The sequence below is a fragment of the Sulfurihydrogenibium sp. YO3AOP1 genome (genome assembly GCF_000020325.1).
Taxonomy (GTDB): domain Bacteria; phylum Aquificota; class Aquificia; order Aquificales; family Hydrogenothermaceae; genus Sulfurihydrogenibium.
Genome location: NC_010730.1, coordinates 688,322 through 712,115, shown reverse-complemented (window position 1 = coordinate 712,115; position 23,794 = coordinate 688,322). Strand labels below are relative to the sequence as shown.

Here is a 23,794-nt window from a genome sequence, read left to right as displayed (position 1 = left end):
TCAGTATTTTGTCATAACAATAAAACTTCTTTCCGGAAGACCTTTAAAGCTCATTTTTGTTGTGTATGGCTTTAACTCTTCTTCAATATCCTTACCCTTCATTATCACAATAATCCCATTTTCTTTTAAAAGATTTTTGCCTATTTTTAACACTTCAAACGTCTCTCCCGTTGCCCTGCTTACTACTATGTCAAACTTTTTATCTATATTTTCAGCTCTATCGCACAAAACTGTATAATCTATCTTTAACTCTTTTTTCAGCATCTCTAAGAAGATACATTTTTTATTGATAGATTCAATTAAATAAAGCTTGATTTTATCTTGATAGTAAATTTTTAGCGGTACTCCCGGAAAACCGGCACCTGTTCCAAAGTCTGCTATTTCTTTGTCTTCTACATTTATTGCCTTGGCTTCAAAAAGTTTTACAAGGGTTAAACTGTCTAGAAAATGTTTAATAACTATTTCATCTTTTTTTCTTACAGATGTTAGATTATAAACTTTATTCCATTTTAAGAGCATTGAAATATATTTGTCAAAAAGTTCAATTTGATTGTCGGTAAGGATTATGCCGTTTTTTTCTGCTAAATCTTTAAGTAGCTTCATCATTTTAAAACTTTATTCGTTTTGATATAAAAAATATATAAATCAAGCTCTCCCTGGGTTAGATTTAGCTCTTGGCATAGGTTTTCTAAAGCTGATTCTGATTCTAAGTATACATTTTTTGTTAATGTTTTTCTTGGCTTTACAAGATTGTTTTCAAATAAAAATCTTGATATATGTCTGTCTATGATTGCTACATCCTCAAATCCTATGTTTCTTAAAAAATGTGATGCTTCTTTGTATCCATAACCTTTAACTTTTTTAACAAGCTCTTCTCTTGCTTTTTTACCATTGTCATAATATCTAATTTCCTGCAAAAAGCTTTCAAGTGGTCTTAGATTTACTATTCTTTCTGCTCTTTGCATTGCAAACCTATGCCCATGCTTTTTAAAGATGTTGTAAAGCTCTTCTAAAGAATGATTTCTAAATCCTTCAATGCCAACTTCTGCCTGAATCTTTATTCCTACTTCTGCTTTAAAATTAGCTGTTAGGATACAAAAACAAGCTTCAGAAAAAATATCTGCTTCGTAGGCTTTAATATCAACAAAAGGTTTAAAGTCGAAAGTAGTTAAGCCTTTTTCTTTCAGAGATTTAAACTGACTTATCCTTTGGTCTACGTATGGCTTAACTTCAGATATAGCTTTTAAAATAGCCTCTTTTGGTGGAATCAAATCTTTGGAGCACCTCTTAACACATTGTATCCATTGTAAAATATACCTTCTGAATCAACAAATACGTTATGGATAATTTCTCTATCAGAAATCTTAACTTCTTGGTCGCCGTAGATAATTTTTAATTTATCAGCATTTCCTACAGTGTCTAATACTATCTTATTTTCAAAATAAAGAGTCTTTTCTTCACCTTTTTTGATGTTAAAGATAGTCTTTTCTCCGTCTATTGTGGCTGTAATCCATACTTCATCGTCTGCTTTTAAAACTATATAAGTTATTTTATTGTCTTGATTTTCTGATGTAATTGTAACTTGTTTTGTTTCTTCTTTATGCTGGACTGGATTTACTTGAAATGTGGTATTTTTATTAAGATTTGCGTTTGCATAAATAAATGCTATCAATATAAAACCCGCAAATAGATGTGGCAAAAATTTTGATAATTTTTGAGAAAAGTTGTGATTCTTTTCTTTTATTAAATTTATTTCTACTGTTTCGGATGGGAGATTGCAGTCAAGCTGTAAAAACTGGCAAAGCTTTTTTGCATACAATCTTCCGTATGGGTCTTTTAAAACAAAGTTTTCATCGTTTTCTATTTTTTCTATTATATCTATACTAACTCCTGCTAAAGAAGATAATTCTTCTATAGTTAATCCTCTCCCAATTCTTGCCGATTTAATATTATCGGATATTTTCATTTTTTACCTGCTGTTTTTATTTTGTTTAATCTTTATTATATCATTTTCCATAAATTTTGGTTAGAATTTGTTTACCACCATCGTTTAAAAGTTTTTCTGCTAAGGTTTTTCCAAGAATGATAGCCTGCTCTTGTGGATTTTCTTTTATTTGTTCTATCATTTTTTCCTGATAATATTCTTTTCCTTCCAAGTCTGCAATGAAGCCTGTGATTATAAAGCTGTTTTCTTTAATCTCACAGTATGCGCCAAGTGGAACTTGACATCCACCTTCCAACGTTTTCAGAAAGCTTCTTTCTGCGGTTGCTCTCAAATAGCTTTCATAATGGTTCAGTGGTTTTATTAGATTTTTTATTCTCTCATCATCAGACCTTCCTTCTATGGCAAGAAAGCCTTGACAGACCGCCGGTATCATTTCATCCGGAGAAAATATGTATTTGACTTTACTATCAAGACCAAGTCTTTTTAGCCCTGCATAGGCAAGGATGATTGCGTCATACTGCCCTTCTTCAAGCTTTCTTATTCTTGTGTCAACATTTCCTCTTAAATCTTTTATCTGTAAATCTTTTCTGATTTTCATTATTTGTGATTTTCTTCTTAAGCTACTTGTGCCAATAACTGTGTTTTCCGGAAGCTGGTAGATGTTTTCATACCTTATAGATAAAAAGGCATCCCTTGGGTCTTCTCTTTCTGTAATTGCTATAAGCTCTAATCCTTCTGGTAGTACTGTTGGCACATCTTTTAATGAGTGGACGGCAATATCTATTTCATTTCTAAGAAGTGCATCTTCTATTTCTTTTACAAATAATCCTTTTCCGCCTATCTTTGCAAGTGGAACATCTAAGATTTTATCTCCTTGGGTAGTGATTTTAACAAGCTCAACTTCTATCCCGTGAATTTCTCTCAATCTATCTGCAATGTAATTTGCTTGCCATAAAGCTAATTGACTTTTTCTTGTTCCAATTCTTATTTTCATCCATCTTGCTCCTTTAGTAGCTAAGTATTGGGTCTTCTTCAATGTGTTTGTAGTTTTTCAGTACGTAAATGTAATAAGTCTTTACCTCTTTTCCTCTATATTTTACCTTATACTGTGATTCAAACTCTAAGCTTTCAAAACCTGACTTTACTTTTTCAGTAATTAGATGGTCTGTAACGTAAATGCCGTAATATCCTTTATTTTCATACTTTTCTATACCTTCCCATAAATCAAACTGGTTCATTCTTCTATCTATTCTGATACAGTAAGTTTGTCTAAATGGTTTTACATAAAAAGCAAGCTCAGAAGAGATATGATAAGAGTCTGAAAAGATAAAGTTTTTTTGATATTTTTCTGTTAAAGATTTAACATAACTACCAAGCTCTTGCCAACCTACAAGCCTTTTGATCGGGTCTTTTTCCGGTGGAAGAAGGTTTGTTAATCCTACTTTATCAAGTATCGGCGTATAAAAAAGAATGATGATAGATAGTCCTGATAAAAACATTAAAATGATAGAGATTTTTAAAAATCTTTTATAAACTACATAACCACCAAGTATGTATAACGTAGCATATCCAAAGGCTGGCCAATTTACTTCAACGTTTTTAAACAGGGCAATCCCGCCAAAAAATACAAAAACTATAGTAGGAGATAAGGATAAGTATATAAGTTTTTCATCTTTTTCTTTAAAAGCTCTAAACACTCCATAAACCATAAACGCAAATAAAAAGACAGAGTTTATACCTATTTGTCCAAGTATATAATCTCCAAAATGCTTTAAGTTTATACTCAGCGTCTTTTCATCTGCTCCTGCCAATTTGCCAACATGTTTAAAACTTACAAAATCATTTACTATGTTCCAATATATGACGGGTAAGGTAAATAAACCTGCTATCAATATTGAGATATAAAACCATTTTTCTTTGAGAATATCTCTTTTAAAAAATAAAACAAAGATCATTGCCACTGGAAAGAAAAAAACAGCTGAGTACTTTGACAAAAAAGCCAAGCCTGCTGATATGCCTGTTAAAATCCATAAACTTGGCTTTTTTTCATAAACTGATTTGTAAAATAGATAGCTTAAAAGCAAGTAGAAAAAAGCAAGGGGTGTATCTGTTAGAAAAATTATAGATGCTATGTCGTAAGCCGGTATTAGATAGATGAACACTGAAATAAAGAATGCTAATTTTTCATCTTTAAAGATTTCTTTTGAAAAAAGGTATATGATTATGGTTATTAAAAATCCAAAGATGATGCTGTTTATTCTTACGCCGATTTCTGTATCTCCAAGGATGGACGTGGATATAAAATTAAAGTAGGCTATCAAAGGTGGTTTTGAGTAGTAGGATAAATCTAAATGCTTAGACCATAGCCAATACTGTGCTTCTTCTGTCGATAGGTCTATATCTCTATATAGTACGTATAAAATTCTTATGATTGCAAAGAAAAGATGTGTTATCAGTACATATCTAAACAACAGCCCAAACCTTTGGGATAAAGATTTCTGAGTATTTTTTTAGTGCGTATCTGTCTGTCATTCCGGCTACGTAGTCAACAGCTGCTTGGTTTGGTGAATATTCTCCCCAAAGTTTTAAATACTTTTCATAGTTTGGAATTAGATGATAGTTTTCAACATAATACTCATACAAAGCTTTGACTATGCCTTTTGCCTTGTCAAGCTCTTTTATAACAGGCTCAGCAAAATATACATTTTCATAAAGAAAATCTCTTAGGCTGTACATGGCGTTATAAACTTTTTCATCCATTACTATATGTTTATACTCATTTTCAATGGTTGTATTTATAACGCTGATAACAATGGTCGAAATCCTTTCGGATTTGTTTTTTCCAAGAACTTTAACTATATCTTCCGGAATTTGTGATTCTGATACGATGCCTGCCCTTATTGCATCTTCTAAGTCATGGTTTATGTATGCGATTTTATCAGCTATTCTAACAATTTCACCTTCTAAAGTTTTTGGCATGTTTCCTTCTGTAATCAGTGGAGACTTTCCTTTACTATGCTTTAAAATACCATCCCTCACTTCTTCTGTAAGGTTTAATCCTTTTCCTTCGTTTTCAAGCTTTTCAACCACTCTTAAACTGTGTTTTGCATGATGGTAGCTACCATTTTCTTTTAAAATAAACTCCCCTGCATGACCAAAAGGAGTATGCCCTAAATCGTGACCATAAACTATTGCTTCTGTAAGGTCTTCGTTTAGTCTTAAAGCTCTTGCTATTGTTCTTGATATCTGTGCAATTTCAAGTGTATGGGTTAGTCTTGTTCTGTAATGGTCTCCCTCCGGAGATAAAAATACTTGTGTTTTATGCTTTAATCTCCGAAAAGCTTTACTGTGAAGAATCCTGTCCCTGTCTCTTTGAAATTTAGTCCTTACCGGACATTCTTCTTCTTGTACATCTCTTTTTGCATAAAGACTTTTTGCAGCCTTTGGATGAAGTGTTTTTATTTCTAAATCTTCAAGATGTTGTCTTATATTAGAGTAGTTCATATTTTACCAATAATTCTGCTATTTGAACTGCGTTAGTTGCTGCACCTTTTCTTAAGTTATCTCCAACTATCCACATAGATAAACCATTTTCAAATCCAAGGTCTTTTCTTATTCTTCCTACAAATACATCATCTTTACCTGCTACCTCTATCGGAGTTGGATAAACATTGTTAAATGGGTCATCTTCTACAACAACTCCCGGTGCATTTTTTAATATCTCTCTTGCCTCTTCAGCAGTGATAGGCTCTTGAGTCTCGATTGTTACAGCTTCACTATGTCCTACGTATACAGGCACTCTAACGCAAGTTGGAGATACTTTAATATCCGGTTCATGCATAATCTTTCTTGTTTCATTGATCATTTTTAACTCTTCTTTTGTGTAGCCGTTTGGTTCAAAGTTATCAATTCTCGGTATAACGTTAAATGCTATGTGATGTGGTAATGCCCTTGGATAAAAGTATTTTCCTTCCATAACTGCTTTTGTTTCAAGCTCTAAATCCTCTATTGCAGTTGCTCCTGCTCCAGAAACTGCCTGGTATGTTGCTACAATGATTCTTTTTATTTTCTTTACTTTATGAATTGGATATAGCGCAACAACCATTTGTATTGTAGAACAGTTAGGATTTGCAATAATTCCTTTATGCCATTTTACATCCTCCGGATTAACTTCCGGAACAACCAATGGAACCTCCGGGTCCATTCTAAAAGCAGAGCTATTATCTATAACAACAGCTCCTTTACTTGCTGCGATGGGTACCCATTTTTTACTTCTTTCACCACCGGCAGAAAATAATGCGATGTCTACATTCTCAAAAGCCTCTTCACAAACAGCCTCAACTTTATACTTCATTCCATAATATTCAACTTCTTTACCGGCAGACCTTTCAGATGCAAGGAATTTTATTTCATTTACCGGAAAATTTCTTTCTTCCAAAACCTTTATCATTGTTTGACCAACAGCTCCTGTGGCTCCAAGTATAGCAACGTTATACGATTTCATCTAATCCTCCAAAATATTAAAATTAATTAAATATTATAACTTTTTTAATAAAAATTGAGCGGGAAAATCAGGATTCATTTAGCGGAAATATCCAAAGAGTTTGGTATAGGGTTGACCTTTAGAAAAACGAGTAAATAAGAGATGATAGATATTTTTAATAGCATTACATGATAATATATTATCGGAAAATTTTTAAGATAACCTTTCGCATTTGAAAAAACAAACTTCACATTTCGGCTTTTTAGTGCATAATTCTTTGCAATGTTTTACTATTAGAGCATGAAATTCTTTGTAAATCTCTAAGTCCATTTCTATATTTTGTGTTATAAAACTTTGCAAACTATCATAATCTATTTTATCACTCACTAAGCTAAGTCTTTTTAAAAATCTTTTTGTGTAAGCATCTATCACAAAGTATGGTTTGTTGAGTGCATAAAGTAGTATTGAATCAGCCGTTTCTTTTCCTACTCCTTTAATGCTTAATAAATCTTCTCTAGTAATGTCTTTGTGAGGTTTTTCTAAAAATAGTTTTGATACAGATTTTAATGTTTTTGCTTTTTGATTATAGAATCCGGCCGGTCTTATTAGTTCTTTTAAAAATTCTATATCTGAGCAGTAGACTTTTTCAAAATTCAGCATGTTATGTTTTATTAGATTTTCTATAGCCTTTTCAACATTTTTCCAAGAAGTGTTTTGCGTCAAAACAGCTCCAAAGGTTATTTCTACAATGCTATTTTGTCCTTCATGAACAGGCCACCAATTTTGATATCCGTACTTCTCAAAAAGCTTATTATACACATCTTTTAAAGTCATGTAAAAACTCAAGTATTCTTTGTGTAAAAAATCAGATCTTTTTAATATACTATACTATACATCGGGTTAGAAATTTAAGAGATTATGAGATCCTCTGCTTGGCTGCAAAAAGTGAGAAAGTGAGGGTTGATGAATGTTGAGGCAATTCATGAATTGCCAGTACACATCACACGTCGCCTATTACATACCCTGATGATTTTAATCCTGAAAATCTCCTGCTTAAAATTAATAAAGTCTGCCGATTTATCATTCAAGGTATTATAATATAATAGTTTTAAATCTTATTAGAAAGGAGGCTTTTTAAATGGCTGGACATAGCAGATGGCATAACATTAAAAACAAGAAAGCTAAAGCTGATGCTATAAAAGGAAGAATGTTCACAAAAGTTATTAAAGAGATTACCATTGCAGCAAGACTTGGTGGTGGAGACCCAGAAGCCAATCCAAGATTAAGAATCGCTATAGAAAAAGCTAAAGAAGTAAACATGCCTATGGAAAATGTTGAAAGGGCAATAAAAAGAGGAACAGGTGAGCTTGAAGGTGTTAATTACGAAGAGGTTCAGTATGAAGGCTATGGACCCGGTGGTGTTGCTATTGTTGTAGAGGCAACAACTGACAACAGAAACAGAACAACAGCAGAAATAAGACATATTTTTTCTAAATACGGCGGTAATCTTGGCTCCTCCGGTTGTGTATCTTTCTCATTTGAAGATAAAGGCATAATAAACGTTCCAAAAGATAAATACTCAGAGGATGAAATATTCGAAAAAGCTATTGAAGCAGGTGCGGAAGATGTAATCATGGATGACCCAGAATACTACGAGATAAGAACAGCTCCATCAGAATTGTATAAAGTCAGAGAAAACTTAGAAAAAATGGGTGTAGAGATAGCAAAAGCAGAGCTTACAAAAATACCAACTACCACTGTCCAAATAACTGACGAAGAGACGGCAACAAAACTTATGAAGCTTTTAGATGCTCTTGAAGATAATGATGATGTTCAAAAAGTTTATGCAAACTTTGATATTCCAGAATCTATACTTGAAAAATTAGAAGGCTAATGGAAAGAATATTATCAATAGACCCTTCTAGCAGTAAGACTGGATATGTTATTGCAAAGCTTGAAAAAGACGAAGCCTTGTCCCTTGATTATGGATTGATCGAATTAAAAAAAGAAAAACAGCCTTTAAAAAAATTATACCAAGCTCTTGAAGAAAAAATTTTAAAGTATACTATTGAAAAAATAATTCTTGAAACACCTTTTTACAGCATAAACGCCCAAACACTTATAAAGCTTGGAGAGGTTAGGGGCGTAATACTGTTACTGGCACAAAATTATAATATAAAAGTAGAAGAGTTTAGCCCGGCTGAAGTTAAAATCAGTATAACAGGATACGGAAGGTCTGGCAAAGAAGAGGTTTTAGAAATGGTCAATAAAATTTTTAATCTAAATATAAAAGATTACGACATTGCAGATGCATTTGCCATTTTACATTGCTATATGTTGAATAAAGTTGGAGTTTAAAGATGAAATTTTTATTTGGCTTATTTTTAATTTTTCTTGGCTTTTCTGTATCTTATAGTCAAACCTGCGAAGGAATGTTTAACGTCTATGACAGCTGTTTTGATATCAACAACTGTGATGATGGCTACAATTCAACCTTAAGCTTGGCTTTATCTACAGGATTATCTAAACCGGTGGCAGAAAAACTTGCGAGCATCTGCAAATCTGCATGCTTAAATAAAAAAGCAAATGTAAGAAAATTAAATAAAGATGAATTTTCTGAAACGTTTTGTACGAAAACTATTTCCAAAGAGGTTAAGAAAATTGAAAATCCTACTGGCAACAACAAATGAAGGCAAAGTCAGAGAGTTAAGACAACTTTTAAAAGATTTAGATATAGAAATTTTATCTTTAAAAGATATGGATAAAAAACTTGAAGTAGAAGAAGACAAAGAAACATTTCTTGAAAATGCAATCAAAAAAGCAACATCTTACGCAAAATTTTATAAATTACCGGTTATTGCAGAAGATTCAGGACTTGAAGTGGATGCTTTAAACGGACTGCCCGGTATATATTCAGCAAGATTTTTTGATATTGAATTTGGGAAAGAGGTTTTAAAAGAAATTCCAGAAAATCTATCAAAAGATGAGAAGAATAACTTAAAACTTTTAAGACTTCTTGAAAATCAAACAAACAGAAAAGCAAGATATAAAACAGCCCTTGTCTTTTATAATTTTGATTATGGTATTTGGACAGAGGGAGTTTGCGAAGGACAAATTGCCTATAAGCCTGAAGGAAATCAAGGATTTGGATACGACCCTATCTTTATACCGGAAGGTTATAACAAAACAATGGCACAGCTTACACCGGAAGAAAAAAACAAAATAAGTCATAGAGGAAAAGCAGTAAGTAAGCTTGTAGAAATTTTGAAAAAGGTTTTATAATGGGGCTTTCTGTACTAATCCTTACAAAAAATGAAGAAAAAAACATAGAAAGAGCCATTGAAAGCGTAAAACCTATCGCAGACGAGATAATCGTATTAGACAGTGGTTCAACGGATAACACGGTAGAAATTGCAAAAACTCTTGGTGCTAAAGTTTTTTTTAGAGAGTTTGATGATTTTCCATCTCAAAGAAATTATGGAGTAAGCTTATGTAGTAATGATTGGATTTTCGTTTTAGATGCAGATGAAGAAGTCTCCTTAGAGCTTAGAAAGAGCATATTAAATGCTATAAAAGAGGAAAGTTATACATGCTTTGAAGTTCCAAGAAGAACTTACTACTTAGGAAAATATTTAGACTATGTTTGGTATCCTGAGTATGTTATAAGGCTGTTTAAGAAAGAATATTTTAAGTATGAAGGAAAGCTGCATGAAAAGGTCGTATGCGAAGGAAAAGTAGGAAGGCTTAAAGGAGATTTGTATCATTACTCTTATAAAAGTCTGTACCATCAGTTTAAAAAAACCATAGACTACGCCCAAAAGATGGCTGAAATTTTATATCAAGAAGGAAAAAGATTTAAGTTTTATAATCTAATGTTAAATCCAATCATAATTTTTATAAAATTTTATTTCTTAAAACGTGGATTCTTGGAAGGCAAAAGAGGATTAATTATATCTTTTTCAGCTTTAATGTATGTATTTTTAAAATATGCATTTTTATATGAGCTTCAATTAAAGGAAAAATACAAAGATAAGCTTTGGTTGTAAGTGAGAAGTGAAAAATAATAGTATTGCTGTTCTAAGTTATGTGAAGAATTTTAAGTATTGGAAGTTATTAAGAATATAGGGTTAACCTTAAAGCCAGTTGCAAATTATTAAGATAGATTAATTAGACAAGGAAAAACTCCATGATTGAAGTAAACATAGAAAAAACCTTGATTGGCTCGCAAGGAAGGTTTTTATTAAAAGTAAATTTTACAATGAAAAAGTATGAATTTTTATCAATATTTGGAAAGTCAGGGTCAGGAAAAACTACACTTTTAAGAATGATAGCAGGTTTAGAAAAACCAGACAAAGGCTTAATCAAAGTAGATGATACTATCTATTTTGATAGTAAGAAAAAAATAAATCTACCTCCACAAAAAAGAAAGGTTGGAGTTGTATTTCAAAATTACGCACTTTTTCCAAACATGACAGTTTATGAAAATCTTGCCTTTGCAATGGAAAAGGAAGATAAACAAAAAATATTAAAAATGCTTGAAAAGATTGAATTATTAGAACTCAAAGACAGATATCCATCTACACTATCCGGCGGACAACAGCAGAGAGTAGCCTTAGCAAGAGCATTAATCAGAGATCCAGAAATATTGTTGTTAGATGAGCCACTTTCGGCATTAGACTATGAAATCAGATTAAAACTTCAAGATGAAATCAAAAAAATCCATAGAGATTATAAGCTTTCAACAATACTTATCTCTCATGATAAACCAGAAGTATTTAAATTAGCAGATAGAGTAATTTTATTAGAAAATGGAAAAGTTATAAAACAAGGAACACCAAGAGATGTTTTTATAGAAAAAGAGATATCCGGAAAATTTTCTTTTTTTGGAATTGTGATAGATATAAAATCTAGCGATTTAGCCAAAATATTGACAGTTGATATTAACGGAAATTTGGTTGAAGTTGTATATACGAATAAAGAAGATATCTCTATCGGAGATGAAGTTTTAATATCAGCTAAAGCTTTTAGTCCGATTGTTAAAAAAATAAAAAATGACCCCGACGGGATTCGAACCCGTGTCGCCGGCGTGAAAGGCCGGTGTCCTAGGCCAGGCTAGACGACGGGGCCATCATTTTTTAGTGAGTCGCCTGGGAATCGAACCCAGGACCACCGGTTTAAAAGACCGGTGCTCTGCCGACTGAGCTAGCGACTCATCCGTATTCAAAAATCAGATTAATATTATAGCATAAAATTAAAATTGTTGCAAGTTTTTGTATAAGTCATACCGGTGTGGGAAAATTTAAAATAAAAAATGAAAACTATGATACCATTTTGTTGCTTGCTGAAAAAGCTCCTTAGCAGTGTCATTCTGAACGAAGTGAAGAATCTCTGTGCTTTTAACTCTCGCTTCTCACTTTCTCACCCTCTTTAAAAGAGGAGATCCTTCAGCCTTCGGCTTCAGGATGGCAAGAAAAGGTAAAGTTGCAAAAATTTTAGAACACTCTCAGTTTTTTGTGTTTGCATAAAGAAGCAAGAATTTACAATATGTTAATTCAAAACATCAGAATAGTATGCCGAAGGCGGGAGTCGAACCCGCACGCCCTTGCGGGCGGGGGATTTTGAGTCCCCTGCGTCTGCCAATTCCGCCACTTCGGCAAATATGAAGAAAGTGGTTATGATTCAATAAAATTAGTCTTACGCTACCGGTCAAAACGTTGCTTTATATTATACTACTTTTTAGGGATAAGAGTAAACATCATATTTTTACCTTCCTTGACCGGTGGCTTTTCTACAACTGCTATATCAGAAACATCTTCTATGATTCTTTGGGCAAGTTTATCTCCAAGCTCTGGATGAACGTTTTCTCTGCCTCTAAACCATATCCAAACTCTTACTTTATCTCCATCTTGTATAAAATCTCTAATATGTTTTATCTTTGTTTCATAGTCGTGCTTTTCTATGTTTAACTTAAATTTCATTTCTTTAACATCCTGGACGTGTTGCTTTTTCTTTGCTTCTTTTTCTTTTTTCTTCTGTTCAAATTTATACTTGCCATAATCCATGATTTTACATACCGGCGGATTTGCGTTTGGAGATACTTCCACTAAATCCAGATTTTTTTCTCTTGCTAATCTTAATGCCTCTTCAATTGGAACTACTCCCAAGTTTTTACCTTCGTCGTCAATTAGCCTTACTTCTTTAACTCTGATTTGATTGTTAATTCTTAACTCTTGAATGACTAAAACCTCCTATGGTTTATTTTAAAATTTTTTTCTAAGATTGAATGTTTTCTAAACTCCTCATTTTCCTCCGGAAAATCAATTCTGTAATGAACACCTCTGCTTTCTTCTCTTTTCAAAGCTGCTTCGCATATACCTTTTCCAAGAATTATTAAATCTTTGAGATATCTAACATTACAGAATTTATCTATTGAATTATATAGATTTTCTAAGTCTAAAATAGCACTTTCTAAACTTTCTTTGCTTCTAATTAACCCTGCCTTTTCCCACATGATAGTTTTTATATTCTTTAAAACTTCGGCCCTTTCTTCTTTGTTTAACTGTTCTTTCGTTTGTGTTTCATTTTTAATATCTACATTTAATATATTAGCATAAATATTGTGTAAATACACAGTATATGCTGTTTTATATCCTGATACTATGCACTCCAAAAGTGAATTGCTTGCAAGCCTGTTTGCTCCATGAACGCCTGTTGACGAAGTTTCACCAACTGCAAAAAGTCCTTTTATATCCGTTTTTCCGTTTAAATCTGCTTTTATGCCACCTATCGTATAATGGGCAGATGGACTTACCGATATTCTTGTCTCGTTTTCAAGTCCAAATTCTTTTAGCATACTATAAACATTAGGAAATCTTTCTTTAAAGTCAATACCTTTTTCTAATAAAGGTTTTATGTCTAAAAATACTTTATGCCCTTCTTGGTATTTTTTAAATATTGCCTTAGCTACTTCGTCTCTTGGTTTCAGCTCATCGATAAATCTTTCCCCGTTTTCATCAACAAGTATAGCACCTTCTCCTCTTACTGCTTCTGATATAAGCCATCCTGGTTTTCCTTCTAAGTAAATAGCTGTTGGATGGAACTGAACAAACTCTAAATCCATAAGCTCACAGCCCGCCCTATAAGCAACAGAGATTGTATCTCCTGCCACATTGTAAGCAGAGGTATTTCGTAAATATATTGCACTATAGCCACCTGTTGCTAAAACGATAGATTTAGACCTTATCACTTTTTGATTATTTCCATCTGATAGGATAATTCCTACGTATCTATCTTCATCTGTTAAAATCTCTTCTAAATAATGGCCATCTGCTAAGTTTACTTTATCTTTTACATACGACAGCAGAGTTTTTCCTATCTCGTAACCTGTTTTGTCTTTTGAGTGTAAGACTCTATTTCTTGAATGTGCCCCTTCTCTTGTAAGTTTAATAAAACCTTTTTCATCTCTATCAAAATTTACACCAATATTGATTAAATCTATGACCCTTTCTAATCCTTCTTCAACAAGCAGTCTAACGTTTCTTTCTATGCATAGGCCTTTACCTGCTTTTAATGTATCTTCATAGTGTAATTCTGTAGAATCTTCCGGAGAGATTGCAGCGGCTATTCCACCCTGAGCTAAGAAAGAGTTTGATATACCCGGCTTTTTCTTTGTTATGAGTAGTGGTTTTATACCAAGCTGCAAGAGATAATAAGCGGTAGAAATGCCAGCAAGTCCAGTTCCAACAATAATCGTATCAACCCTTTCTTCCGATAATTCTTTTGTATTAAAACAGGTTAAATATCTATTAAACTGCATGTACTTTTAAATTATTTATAATTTCTAAAATTGCTGCATCTAATTTTTTAGGACTATGTCTTGCATAGTTTCCTTCATCTAATAAATCTTTTGCATAAACTGTTAGCCCCATTCTTGATAGATTTCCAACATCTGCCACGACAGGCTCTGAATTTTCTTTTAAATATCTTTTAAGAACTTCATCCGGTGGAATGGTTGTATTTAGCAGTACTGCATTTAAAAATGATGCTTCTTCATCGCCAGCTACTATTTTGTTTAGTACTTTTACATGGTCTGAAGCTGTAAAGCCATCTGTTTCCCCATACTGTGTCATGACGTTGCATATGTAAAGCTTGAAAGCTTTTGAGTTTAATATGGCATCTCTTATATCTTTTATAAGCAAGTTAGGAATTATACTTGTAAACAAGCTACCCGGTCCAAGTATTATCATATCTGCATCTAATATACTATCCACAGCTTTTTGTGGAGCTCTTACATCCTCCGGCTCAAGCCATATTCTTTTTATCTTTGCGATTAATTTTCTACCGTACTGGGTAATTTCAACCTCACCTTTAATAATGTTTCCATCTGTAAATTCTGCTACCAAATTTACCATGGAATCTGTAGATGGAATTATATGACCTTTAATTTTTAAGATTTTGGATGTTATTTCTATAGCTTCTAAAAAATCTCCTGTAATTTTTGTCAAAACAGTCAAAAATAAATTTCCAAAGCTATGACCTTTTAGACCTTCCCCTTCTTCAAATCTATACTGCATTACTTTTGTTAGTATATCCTCATCTTCAGCCAAAGCTGTAATACAGTTTCTAACATCCCCGGGAGCAGGTATGTTAAGCTCTTTTCTCAAAATCCCGGTGCTTCCGCCATTATCAGAAACTGTAACTATAGCTGTTAAATCCTGTATTATGTCCGGGACAAAATACTTTAATCCTCTTAAAAGTGTGCTTAATCCAGTTCCCCCACCAATTGCTACAACTTTCACGATAACTTTCTCCCAAAGAATTTTAAAATTTTTTCCTTATTTGGCTTTTCTATTATACCTTTTTCTGTTATTATAGCTGTAATATTATCTGCAGGTGTTATGTCAAATGAGTAGTTTAATGCGTGCGACTGCTGCGGTGCAACTTTACAGCAATGACAGTTTTTTACTTCATCTTCATTTCTTTCTTCAATTGGTATTTCATCTCCAGATTCTAAATTAAAATCAAGGCTAGAGCTTGGAGCTGCAACATAGAATGGAATATTGTGATGTTTTGCAAGAATTGAAAGGCTATAAGTTCCTATTTTATTTGCTACATCACCGTTTAATGTTATTCTATCGGCACCAACTACGATTACATCTATCATTCCTTTTTTCATTAAAAAGCCGGCTGATGAGTCTGTAATTATATAATGAGGTATTCCCTCCCGCAAAAGCTCCCAAGCGGTCAATCTTGAACCTTGTAGATAAGGTCTTGTTTCATCTACGTAAACGGTTATATCTTTGTCATTTTCAAATGCTGACCTTATGATCCCAAGAGCTGTTCCCCATCCGGCAGTTGCTAATGCACCTGTATTGCAGTGGGTTAAAATATTTGCTTTCTTTGGAATTAAAACCTCTCCGTATCCACCAATTGACCTGTTTGCGTGGTAATCTTCTACTTCTATTCTCTTTGCCTCTTTTAAAAGCAGGTTTAAATCATTTCCGTATTTTTCATAGATAGATTTCATTCTATCAAGAGCCCAAAACAGATTTACTGCTGTTGGTCTTGTCTGTTTTAATCTTTCATAAACTTGAATGTAATCAATGCCTTCTTTTATTCCTGTATAAAATCCATATGCTCCAACTATTCCAATTAACGGAGCACCTCTGACAATCATATCTTTTATTGCTTTTTCATAGTCCGCTAAGGTTTCAAGCTTTTCCCATACTAACTCGTGTGGAAGTTTTAACTGATTTATTACATATAAAACATCATCTTTAAGTTCTAACGGCTTTATATCTTTTAGCTTTCTCACTCAGCTTCTCCAACAACATCGTATTTATCGATAGTATCTTTTATTCTTACTTTTATAATATCTCCAACATTAACAGGTTCTGTTGTTTCTACATATACAGCGCCGTCTATCTCAAAGGCACTTCTATAACTTCTTCCTATTGGCAGAGTTTCCCATTCTTCTGAAAATCCATCAATTATTATATCTAATTCTTTTCCTATCAAGCTTTTATTTTTCTGTTCTGTGATGTTTTCTTGCAGTGCCGAAATTTCGTTTAATCTTCTGATTTTTTCTTTTTTTGGGATTTTATCTTTATGCTTTTGGTAAGCAGGTGTTCCTTCTTCATGGGAATATACAAAAACACCAAGCCAATCAAACTGAGCTTCTTGTATAAAATTTTTCATGTTTTCAAAATCCTCTTCTGTCTCCGTAGGATAGCCTACAATAACAGAGCTTCTGATTGTCATATCCGGCGTGTATTTTTCTTTCCATTCAAGGATTTGATAAAGTTTTTTCTTCCTATATCCTCTCATCATATCTTTTAAGATTTTATCTTCTGAGTGTTGAATTGGCATTTCTATATAATGAAGAATTTTTTCACTGCCTTTTATGAACTTAAAGAAATCCTCATCTACTGTTGATGGATAAAGATAGTAAAGCCTTATCCATTTTATGCCATCTATTTTTTCAAGATGCTGCAAAAGTTCAAACAGCATCGGTTTTCCGTATAAATCATATCCGTAGTAGCTTGTATCTTGAGATACAATGTTTAACTCTTTAACGCCTAAATTTGCAAGATATTTTGCTTCTTCTACCAATGCTTCTATTGGCTTACTTCTATGTTTTCCTCTGATGTTTGGAATGGCACAAAAACTACATGTATGGTCGCATCCTTCAGAGATTTTTAGGTAGGCTGTATGTTTTGGAGTCGATATTATTCTTTTTGTGTTTTCTTTGGGTTTTATGTCAAATAATACTGGAATTTGAGATTGATTTTTTAGGTCAATGAAGTAGTCTACTTCCGGAATTTCTTTTTCAAGCTCTTGTTTATAACGCTCTACCAAACAGCCTGTAACGATTATTTTTTTGTTTGAATTTTGTTTTAGCTTGACAGCTTCTAAGATTGTTTCAATAGATTCTTCTTTGGCAGGCTCAATAAATCCACATGTATTTATCAATATAACATCCGCTTCTTCCGGATTGGCTGTAAAGCTTATATTTTCTTGGTTTAACTTTCCAATTAAAACTTCTGTATCTACAAGATTCTTAGGACAGCCTAAGCTTATAAAATTTATCTTTAAGTTTTTCACATAAGCCTCTATTTTAAATTTGATTTGAATAAGATAACCTTTTTGACTAAAAATTTCAAGATGGAATGCTGGAGAGTGTTCCAAAATTTTTATGAGTTTACCTTGTCCGTCATCCTGAGGCTGTAAGCCGAAGGATCTCCTTTTTTAAAAAGGTGAGAAAGTGAATAAGTGAGATGTAAAAGAACGGAAATTCTTCGCCGGCTGAAGAATGACACTATTTGATCTTTTTTGTCATCCTGAACGAAGTGAAGGATCTCATTTTTTAATGTTTTTTGAAAAGAAAGAAAAAGAGGAGATTCTTCGCTTCACTCAGAATGACAGTGTGGATTTAACGTCTCACATCTCACTTCTCACGCCTCACTTTACATAACCCACACGGTTCAGATGTAACTAAATAGATAAACATAACACCGATCTCATAATACTGCCTTTATAACCCACACGGTTCAGATGTAACTTTTAATGGGTCAACCTACTTCAAAAGGAAGACCAACTTTATAACCCACACGGTTCAGATGTAACGTGAATAGATGAGTGAAGTGTGATGAGTAAAAAGTACTTTATAACCCACACGGTTCAGATGTAACAGTGCTAATTTCAATATTCCAGCCAACAACTTTAAACCTTTATAACCCACACGGTTCAGATGTAACAAACTAAAAATTAATACATAAGAAAGATTAAAATTACTTTATAACCCACACGGTTCAGATGTAACACAGGTTGCTAAAGTTAGAAGAAAAGATGAAAAAGACTTTTATAACCCACACGGTTCAGATGTAACTTATAGGAGGTTTTAGCTATGAAGACTTTACTTGAGTTTTATAACCCACACGGTTCAGATGTAACTGCTCAAATTTATGTTCTTCTCTGTTGTATGTTTCAATTTTATAACCCACACGGTTCAGATGTAACCATGCTTTCAACTGAAGAGTTTGTTAATTTAAAAACTTTTATAACCCACACGGTTCAGATGTAACGAAATATTTAAAAATAATTCTATATATGAGTTAAAAGTTTTATAACCCACACGGTTCAGATGTAACCGGCTTTAACAATGAATACTATCTTAGCTTTTGCTATTTTATAACCCACACGGTTCAGATGTAACAGATAGAGCCAAGAAGAAAACCACCTATTAAAAAGATTTTATAACCCACACGGTTCAGATGTAACTATATTGTTAATAATAATATACATCAAATTTTTTAAATTTTATAACCCACACGGTTCAGATGTAACTAACAACTCTCTAATCAATCCTACGCTATCAAGTATTTTTATAACCCACACGGTTCAGATGTAACACAGGTTGCTAAAGTTAGAAGAAAAGATGAAAAAGACTTTTATAACCCACACGGTTCAGATGTAACTTATAGGAGGTTTTAGCTATGAAGACTTTACTTGAGTTTTATAACCCACACGGTTCAGATGTAACACATTCCAACATTTAAAAACAATACCTTTCTTACACTTTTATAACCCACACGGTTCAGATGTAACCCGTTAAATTTTTAATCAAAAATAAAATCGCTTATACCTTACTCTATCAATATTCTGATAACTATTATACCAAATTTTTAAGAAATCGGCAAGTTGAAGTTTTTTTCCGCAAACCTCGATATACAGAAAATATATTATTATATTTTATCCTTTAACTACCCATCACAAGCCGACTTCCAAAAACCCCAAACTCAGAAAGGGGCGGAAAATATCACTCCTTAACTTCCCGATCTGAAAAAATTATAAAATAAAAAATTATAAATTCTCAAAAACTTAAAAATTAAAAAATTCAAAATCAAAAAGCTAAATTCATTAAACACTTACAATTACTTTTTAAAAAATCCCTTTCAAACCATTACTACACAAGCTTAAATCAAACATCAAAAAATAAAATCACATTACCAATACCTTAGCTTCACTGACTCTTAAGTCATCTCACCAAGAAATCAAGCAATCAGATAAAAATAACTAAGATATTGATTAACAAACTTTCAACGTCTCGCTTCTCACGTCTCACGTTCTCACGTAAAATTAGCTTGTGCGGGTTTACCTATTCAATTGCCAAGGTTCAGTTAAAAATTAAAAATCATGTAATAAGTATATCAAAAAAATCTTTAACCTGTCAAGCAGAAATTGAGAGTGTTTTAAAAATCCACACTGTCATTCTGCAGCCGGCGAAGAATCTCATGTTTTTTCTTTTCAAGTCAAAAATCAAAAAAGAGATACTTCGGACTTCGTCCTCAGTATGACAAGGAAAGGCAAATTTACAAAAATTTTTACAGCACCCTCAGCAGAAATTTAAATAAAATTATCAGATGGATTTTTGTCTTTGCCGATGATCTTTTTTCTTATACTCTTTTCAAAATCAGTCATGTAAACATACAAACTGTCTTCCCTTTTATCAATCACTTCACTAACTTCCGCCAAGCACTTTTCTAAATTTCCATAGCTAATATTACCTTCAAAAACAGAATACTGAACCCAATTTAAATACTTTCTCAAAACCTTTCTTGCCTTGTTAAGTCTTCCATCGTCTGTAATATCGTAGCAAATAATCACAAACATCTTACCACCAAGCCTTTAATGGTTTATAGTCCTCTTCATCAAGCAGATGCTTAATCAACTTATAACATTCAAGCCTTATTAATGTTCTATAACTTACATTTCTCTGTAATGTTTTATGCTTAATCGTTGTTTCTAGCTTATCCTCTAAATATTTTAAAAAAATCTTTCTTCCTTCATCGTTTAGATAGCTAAAATTCAAATCCTGATTAAAATGAGAAAGATTTATCGTTTCATAGTTTAGAAGATTAAAAATCACCGTATCCACTATTAACGGTTTAAAGATTTCTGATATATCTAAGCTTAAAGAGAATCTTCTTTCTGATGGTTCGTGTAAGTAGCTAATGGTTGGCTCTAAATGTGTTTTATAAATCTCTGATAATATAACACTGTACAATACAGAGTTGCCAAAGGAAATTAAAGCGTTGATAGGATTGGTTGGTGGGTTGTACTCTCTTTTATCTATCTTAAAGTCCTGATTTTTTATGATTTTATTAAATGCTTGGTAATAAATATTTCTAATATTTCCTTCAACCGCCATGACCTCTTCTATTGTGTTTGCATCGGGCAATTGCTTTAAAAATTCATTGATTTTTTCAACCTCTTCTTCTGCTTGATTGGTTTTTAGATTTCTAAGGATATGATAAACTCCTCCTTCTATAAAACTTTTTGCCAAGTACAGACGTTTGCTATAATCTGTGTAATGACTCACTTGACTTACAAGCAAAATTCCTGAGACATTTTTCTTTTTTGGTAAAAATGATCCTGAATAGTAGCCATAATAGTTAAATATATGAACAGGGATATCGTTTTGTGCTAAGTAGTTTAAAACTTTTGTGTTTAAATCCACTTCTCCAAAAATGTAAATACTGTCTATATCGTTTATTGGAATTATTTTTCTTTCTTTTTCACTGATTTCAAAAAATATTGTATTTTCTTTTCTTTTTAGCCTTCCACTGTTGTTTATATAATACCTTCTTGACATATAAAAAACCTCTCATGCAAAGCAAAATTCAAAGTATGAACATTTTTTGCAGTAAGGAAGTTTTTCTAATTTTGGTGGATTAGGCTGATTGATGATTTTTTCTATATCTTTTAAAGATTCTAAAAGCTCTTGCTCCAACTGTTTTGTTAGATAAACTTCTTTCTTCTTTTTCTGCTTTGGATAGTTTATAAGTCCAACTTTTTCAATTCCGAGCTGTTTTAAAACGTACAGATAGTATACAACCTGCATTGTATCTGCTTTTTCCATTTTATCAGAAGATTTAACCTCTCTTATGTAATCATCATCAACGATATCAATCGATATTAACTCTTGAATTAAAATATCCCTCTCTTTTTCTGATTTATAATAATTTTCATGAAGTATTTGACCAAGAATGATTTTATCATTGTTTTTCTCAAAGTTAAGATTTTTAGAAAAAAGCCATAATTTTCTTTTGCATATGTAGTAATAATTTACCTTTAAGCCTGTGATTCTTATCTCTTTTAGAGTTTCTAAATCCATTTACAGAATTTCTCCAATCTCTTTATAGTCTTTATCTAAAAGATTGAAGCCAAGTTTATCATCGTATGGAATGTCTGAAATGAGAATTTCTTTGTATGGAATTATGTTTTTTATTCTGTAAAACTGTGCTGACACTGTAAAATCGTTTAACTCTTGCATAGCTTTTATTCTTTCTATTTTGTCTTTTTGATTAATCTTTTCTAAAAGAGTGTTTATTTTTTCTTGATTTTTATCAAAAATCACTTTTGGAATGACTGATAAGTTCATAATATCTCTAAATATATCCTGTGCTTCTTTTTTACTATCTGCCATAAAGCCATAGTCTAAAAGCTTTATATTTTTATCAAATTTTTTGTAAAAGTTTGTGTTTTCAATTCTTTTTAGGTCAAAAACAGTGCTGACAATCTCTTGCTTTATCTCTTCTGTAAGAATTTTTTCATCGTATTTTTCAAGTTCTTTGAGAGTATAATCTACAATCTCTTTGTCATAAACTTTACCTTTGCCTGATGGTTCTTTTGTGCAGATGATTATGTTTGGTTGGTTGTCTGGAGTGATAGTTCTTCCTGTTTTTCTGTAAACTCTTCCCATTCTCTGTATAAGGCTGTCGGCTGTAGAAAGTTCGGTAATTAATAAATCATAATCAATGTCTAAGGATGCCTCTACTATCTGAGTAGAAATCCAAATCACCGGCTCGGTTGTGTTTTGTATCTGCATTTCTTTTTCTCTTTTTGTCTTTTGAATGTATAGAGAGTGTAAAAGATGAAATTGTATCGGCTGTTTTAGATTTTCTAAGGCTTTGTAAACTTCCTGTGCCTTTCTTACTGTGTTTGTAAGTATTAATACTTTTTTGCCTTTTTGGTATTCTTTTATGGCAAAATCTACCATCTCATCAACTGTTTTGTCTACAAGCTTGATCTTGTGTTTTTTCTCTGGATTAAATACCGGCTCTAATATCTCTGCTTTGTCTTTTAGATACTCTTTTATGAACGGATGCATTGTTGCTGTCATTAAGCAAAATTTTCCGCCAAGATTATATATTTCTTCAAGTCCTTTTAAAATTACCGCCAAAGTGTCGGGAGAATAGCCTTGTGGTTCATCTACGATTACTTTTGAGTAGGTAAGTGTTGCGTATATTTTTTCAAAGCCTGAATACTTAAGCGTTGCTAAGAATATCTGGTCTGCTGTTGAAACCGTGATTGGCATAGATAACTGTCTTACTGATTGGACTTGATTTATCAAAACTTCTATTCCGTTGTCTTCTAAGTTTTTAAATTGATTAAGATAAAAATCTGTTGTATTGGCATGGAGAATTCCTACATTATCTTTTCCAAAAATGTTTGATATTCTTTCATACATTGAATTTACAGAGACACGAACAGGTAAAGTATAGAAAGCTTTATCTCCTGCTACCCAATTTAAAGCAAATTCGGTTTTTCCCATACCTGTTGATGCTGTTAAAATAACAGATTTATCTTTATAATCTAAAGCTTTTTTCTGAAAGTCTTTCAGCTTATTAATGCCCTTTTTTGAAAGTCCTTTGATAAATATGCTTTGATAATCTTCTATTAAACCCTTTTCTACTTCTACATCTGCACTTGCTGCATGGTCTAACCTGTGAAGTAAGCCCTTTAAAAGAATTGTTTTTTTATCTTTTAGAAAATTTTCATTTCTTAAAATCTGCTTTTTAAATTCTAATGCAGAACGTAATCCGTCAATCAGTTTTGATTTATCAATGTTTAGCTGAGTAATTTCATAGATTTTTAGCTTTTCTAATATCCAATCTTTTAGGTCATTTTCTACTCTGACGGCAAAATCTTCTAAAATCGGCTTTGATTTGTTAATATCTGTATCATATCTGTCATGGTGGTATGCTACAGCATACTGTATTTTTCTGAATAAGTCTATATTGTCTTTGAAATGCTTTCTAAGAAAGTAAAAAATTACTGCAGATAGAAGATTGTGAGGTATTTCTTGCTTTGGTTGTGGTTTTTGCTTTGCTATCTTTGCTTGAAATTCTTTTGATGCTTTTCCAATATCATGAAATAAGCAAGCTAAATAAACGGCTTTTTCTGTTTCTTTGTCTAATTGAATGTATTTTTTTAAAATCTCAAAGTTCTCTAAAAGCTTTTCTGTGTGTTCTTGTAGTGTTTGTTGGTTATTTCCTGATAATTTGGCTATATACTGATTCATG

General features: G+C 32.4%; 23 protein-coding genes, 3 tRNA genes, 1 pseudogene and 1 CRISPR repeat array. Of the genes and pseudogenes, 6 read left to right on the top strand and 21 right to left on the bottom strand.

Translation table 11 applies throughout. The annotated features are described in order from the left end of the window. The 8 genes from rsmG to SYO3AOP1_RS03550 all read right to left on the bottom strand — a co-directional run bounded on the left by rsmG (position 1) and on the right by SYO3AOP1_RS03550 (position 7,262). Positions 1–603 (bottom strand): 16S rRNA (guanine(527)-N(7))-methyltransferase RsmG, encoded by a 603-nt coding sequence (gene rsmG, locus SYO3AOP1_RS03585; protein ID WP_281340791.1) that lies wholly within the window; start codon positions 601–603, stop codon positions 1–3. Further along, a complete protein-coding gene (locus SYO3AOP1_RS03580; protein ID WP_012459405.1) occupies positions 603–1,271 on the bottom strand; it encodes an N-glycosylase/DNA lyase in 669 nt (222 codons plus the stop codon). The genes rsmG and SYO3AOP1_RS03580 overlap by 1 nt, the downstream gene beginning before the upstream one ends. Further along, complete coding sequence (locus SYO3AOP1_RS03575) at positions 1,268–1,966, bottom strand: helix-turn-helix domain-containing protein (RefSeq protein WP_012459404.1); 699 nt, start codon at positions 1,964–1,966, stop codon at positions 1,268–1,270. Before SYO3AOP1_RS03575 ends, SYO3AOP1_RS03580 begins: the two co-directional genes overlap by 4 nt. A gap of 40 nt (positions 1,967–2,006) precedes the next feature. After that, positions 2,007–2,939: a hydroxymethylbilane synthase gene (gene hemC / locus SYO3AOP1_RS03570; RefSeq protein ID WP_012459403.1), complete on the bottom strand. Its 933-nt coding sequence runs from the start codon at positions 2,937–2,939 to the stop codon at positions 2,007–2,009. A gap of 13 nt (positions 2,940–2,952) precedes the next feature. After that, positions 2,953–4,416 (bottom strand): glycosyltransferase family 39 protein, encoded by a 1,464-nt coding sequence (locus SYO3AOP1_RS03565; RefSeq protein WP_012459402.1) that lies wholly within the window; start codon positions 4,414–4,416, stop codon positions 2,953–2,955. After that, complete coding sequence (locus SYO3AOP1_RS03560) at positions 4,409–5,449, bottom strand: deoxyguanosinetriphosphate triphosphohydrolase (RefSeq protein ID WP_012459401.1); 1,041 nt, start codon at positions 5,447–5,449, stop codon at positions 4,409–4,411. Before SYO3AOP1_RS03560 ends, SYO3AOP1_RS03565 begins: the two co-directional genes overlap by 8 nt. After that, a complete protein-coding gene (locus SYO3AOP1_RS03555; protein ID WP_012459400.1) occupies positions 5,436–6,449 on the bottom strand; it encodes an aspartate-semialdehyde dehydrogenase in 1,014 nt (337 codons plus the stop codon). Before SYO3AOP1_RS03555 ends, SYO3AOP1_RS03560 begins: the two co-directional genes overlap by 14 nt. 192 nt (positions 6,450–6,641) lie before the next feature. Beyond that, entirely contained in the window at positions 6,642–7,262 is a 621-nt protein-coding gene (locus tag SYO3AOP1_RS03550) for an endonuclease III domain-containing protein (RefSeq protein WP_012459399.1), read from the bottom strand. Between the two features lie 304 nt (positions 7,263–7,566). On the opposite strand from SYO3AOP1_RS03550, the gene SYO3AOP1_RS03545 reads away from it, so the two are divergent. From SYO3AOP1_RS03545 to SYO3AOP1_RS09560, 6 genes and pseudogenes are all read left to right on the top strand, one after another. Continuing rightward, positions 7,567–8,322 (top strand): YebC/PmpR family DNA-binding transcriptional regulator, encoded by a 756-nt coding sequence (locus SYO3AOP1_RS03545; protein WP_012459398.1) that lies wholly within the window; start codon positions 7,567–7,569, stop codon positions 8,320–8,322. Continuing rightward, positions 8,322–8,786, top strand: coding sequence for a crossover junction endodeoxyribonuclease RuvC (locus SYO3AOP1_RS03540; protein WP_012459397.1), 465 nt, complete (start codon positions 8,322–8,324; stop codon positions 8,784–8,786). The genes SYO3AOP1_RS03545 and SYO3AOP1_RS03540 overlap by 1 nt, the downstream gene beginning before the upstream one ends. Before the next feature lie 2 nt (positions 8,787–8,788). After that, complete coding sequence (locus SYO3AOP1_RS03535; protein ID WP_012459396.1) at positions 8,789–9,118, top strand: hypothetical protein; 330 nt, start codon at positions 8,789–8,791, stop codon at positions 9,116–9,118. Next, the gene (gene rdgB, locus SYO3AOP1_RS03530; protein ID WP_012459395.1) at positions 9,090–9,710 is read left to right on the top strand and encodes an RdgB/HAM1 family non-canonical purine NTP pyrophosphatase; all 621 of its coding nucleotides are present in this window, start codon (positions 9,090–9,092) and stop codon (positions 9,708–9,710) included. Before SYO3AOP1_RS03535 ends, rdgB begins: the two co-directional genes overlap by 29 nt. Further along, positions 9,710–10,474, top strand: coding sequence for a glycosyltransferase family 2 protein (locus tag SYO3AOP1_RS03525; RefSeq protein WP_012459394.1), 765 nt, complete (start codon positions 9,710–9,712; stop codon positions 10,472–10,474). The genes rdgB and SYO3AOP1_RS03525 overlap by 1 nt, the downstream gene beginning before the upstream one ends. Positions 10,475–10,614: 140 nt before the next feature. Continuing rightward, positions 10,615–11,082 (top strand): annotated as a pseudogene (locus SYO3AOP1_RS09560) (ATP-binding cassette domain-containing protein); the annotation flags it as partial. Positions 11,083–11,183: 101 nt separating this feature from the next. Here the strand turns inward: SYO3AOP1_RS09560 and SYO3AOP1_RS09555 are convergent. From SYO3AOP1_RS09555 to SYO3AOP1_RS03460, 13 genes are all read right to left on the bottom strand, one after another. Further along, positions 11,184–11,351, bottom strand: coding sequence for a hypothetical protein (locus tag SYO3AOP1_RS09555; protein WP_281340790.1), 168 nt, complete (start codon positions 11,349–11,351; stop codon positions 11,184–11,186). A 129-nt stretch (positions 11,352–11,480) separates the two neighbouring features. Beyond that, a tRNA-Glu gene (locus tag SYO3AOP1_RS03515) sits at positions 11,481–11,555 on the bottom strand. Between the two features lie 12 nt (positions 11,556–11,567). Next, positions 11,568–11,640, bottom strand: a tRNA-Lys gene (locus tag SYO3AOP1_RS03510). Positions 11,641–11,999: 359 nt separating this feature from the next. Next, positions 12,000–12,083 (bottom strand) — tRNA-Leu (locus SYO3AOP1_RS03505). Between the two features lie 74 nt (positions 12,084–12,157). Continuing rightward, positions 12,158–12,664, bottom strand: coding sequence for a translation initiation factor IF-3 (infC, locus tag SYO3AOP1_RS03500; RefSeq protein ID WP_012459392.1), 507 nt, complete (start codon positions 12,662–12,664; stop codon positions 12,158–12,160). A 2-nt stretch (positions 12,665–12,666) separates the two neighbouring features. Next, the gene (nadB, locus tag SYO3AOP1_RS03495; RefSeq protein WP_012459391.1) at positions 12,667–14,244 is read right to left on the bottom strand and encodes an L-aspartate oxidase; all 1,578 of its coding nucleotides are present in this window, start codon (positions 14,242–14,244) and stop codon (positions 12,667–12,669) included. Further along, entirely contained in the window at positions 14,234–15,226 is a 993-nt protein-coding gene (locus SYO3AOP1_RS03490) for a YvcK family protein (protein WP_012459390.1), read from the bottom strand. Before SYO3AOP1_RS03490 ends, nadB begins: the two co-directional genes overlap by 11 nt. Next, entirely contained in the window at positions 15,223–16,242 is a 1,020-nt protein-coding gene (gene mtnA / locus SYO3AOP1_RS03485; RefSeq protein ID WP_012459389.1) for an S-methyl-5-thioribose-1-phosphate isomerase, read from the bottom strand. The genes SYO3AOP1_RS03490 and mtnA overlap by 4 nt, the downstream gene beginning before the upstream one ends. Next, the gene (rimO, locus tag SYO3AOP1_RS03480; RefSeq protein WP_012459388.1) at positions 16,239–17,531 is read right to left on the bottom strand and encodes a 30S ribosomal protein S12 methylthiotransferase RimO; all 1,293 of its coding nucleotides are present in this window, start codon (positions 17,529–17,531) and stop codon (positions 16,239–16,241) included. The genes mtnA and rimO overlap by 4 nt, the downstream gene beginning before the upstream one ends. A 363-nt stretch (positions 17,532–17,894) precedes the next feature. Continuing rightward, positions 17,895–19,034: a CRISPR direct-repeat array (repeat unit 28 nt; unit sequence TTTATAACCCACACGGTTCAGATGTAAC). A gap of 798 nt (positions 19,035–19,832) precedes the next feature. Beyond that, positions 19,833–20,099 carry a CRISPR-associated endonuclease Cas2 gene (cas2, locus tag SYO3AOP1_RS03475; RefSeq protein WP_012459387.1) on the bottom strand — a complete coding sequence of 89 codons (267 nt, stop codon included), beginning with the start codon at positions 20,097–20,099 and terminating at the stop codon, positions 19,833–19,835. Position 20,100: 1 nt separating this feature from the next. Next, entirely contained in the window at positions 20,101–21,081 is a 981-nt protein-coding gene (gene cas1b, locus SYO3AOP1_RS03470; protein ID WP_012459386.1) for a type I-B CRISPR-associated endonuclease Cas1b, read from the bottom strand. Positions 21,082–21,093: 12 nt separating this feature from the next. Continuing rightward, complete coding sequence (gene cas4, locus SYO3AOP1_RS03465; protein WP_012459385.1) at positions 21,094–21,603, bottom strand: CRISPR-associated protein Cas4; 510 nt, start codon at positions 21,601–21,603, stop codon at positions 21,094–21,096. Continuing rightward, positions 21,604–23,793 carry a CRISPR-associated helicase/endonuclease Cas3 gene (locus SYO3AOP1_RS03460; RefSeq protein ID WP_012459384.1) on the bottom strand — a complete coding sequence of 730 codons (2,190 nt, stop codon included), beginning with the start codon at positions 23,791–23,793 and terminating at the stop codon, positions 21,604–21,606. Position 23,794: the final 1 nt, after the last annotated feature.

Excerpts from the sequence above, each read along its gene's own strand:
- rsmG (WP_281340791.1), bottom strand. The coding sequence starts at position 603 with ATGAAGCTACTTAAAGATTTAGCAGAAAAAAACGGCATAATCCTTACC.
- SYO3AOP1_RS03575 (WP_012459404.1), bottom strand. The coding sequence starts at position 1,966 with ATGAAAATATCCGATAATATTAAATCGGCAAGAATTGGGAGAGGATTA.
- hemC (WP_012459403.1), bottom strand. The coding sequence starts at position 2,939 with ATGAAAATAAGAATTGGAACAAGAAAAAGTCAATTAGCTTTATGGCAA.
- SYO3AOP1_RS03560 (WP_012459401.1), bottom strand. The coding sequence starts at position 5,449 with ATGAACTACTCTAATATAAGACAACATCTTGAAGATTTAGAAATAAAA.
- SYO3AOP1_RS03555 (WP_012459400.1), bottom strand. The coding sequence starts at position 6,449 with ATGAAATCGTATAACGTTGCTATACTTGGAGCCACAGGAGCTGTTGGT.
- SYO3AOP1_RS03550 (WP_012459399.1), bottom strand. The coding sequence starts at position 7,262 with ATGACTTTAAAAGATGTGTATAATAAGCTTTTTGAGAAGTACGGATAT.
- SYO3AOP1_RS03545 (WP_012459398.1), top strand. The coding sequence starts at position 7,567 with ATGGCTGGACATAGCAGATGGCATAACATTAAAAACAAGAAAGCTAAA.
- SYO3AOP1_RS03540 (WP_012459397.1), top strand. The coding sequence starts at position 8,322 with ATGGAAAGAATATTATCAATAGACCCTTCTAGCAGTAAGACTGGATAT.
- SYO3AOP1_RS03535 (WP_012459396.1), top strand. The coding sequence starts at position 8,789 with ATGAAATTTTTATTTGGCTTATTTTTAATTTTTCTTGGCTTTTCTGTA.
- SYO3AOP1_RS03525 (WP_012459394.1), top strand. The coding sequence starts at position 9,710 with ATGGGGCTTTCTGTACTAATCCTTACAAAAAATGAAGAAAAAAACATA.
- nadB (WP_012459391.1), bottom strand. The coding sequence starts at position 14,244 with ATGCAGTTTAATAGATATTTAACCTGTTTTAATACAAAAGAATTATCG.
- cas2 (WP_012459387.1), bottom strand. The coding sequence starts at position 20,099 with ATGTTTGTGATTATTTGCTACGATATTACAGACGATGGAAGACTTAAC.
- cas1b (WP_012459386.1), bottom strand. The coding sequence starts at position 21,081 with ATGTCAAGAAGGTATTATATAAACAACAGTGGAAGGCTAAAAAGAAAA.
- cas4 (WP_012459385.1), bottom strand. The coding sequence starts at position 21,603 with ATGGATTTAGAAACTCTAAAAGAGATAAGAATCACAGGCTTAAAGGTA.
- SYO3AOP1_RS03460 (WP_012459384.1), bottom strand. The coding sequence starts at position 23,793 with ATGAATCAGTATATAGCCAAATTATCAGGAAATAACCAACAAACACTA.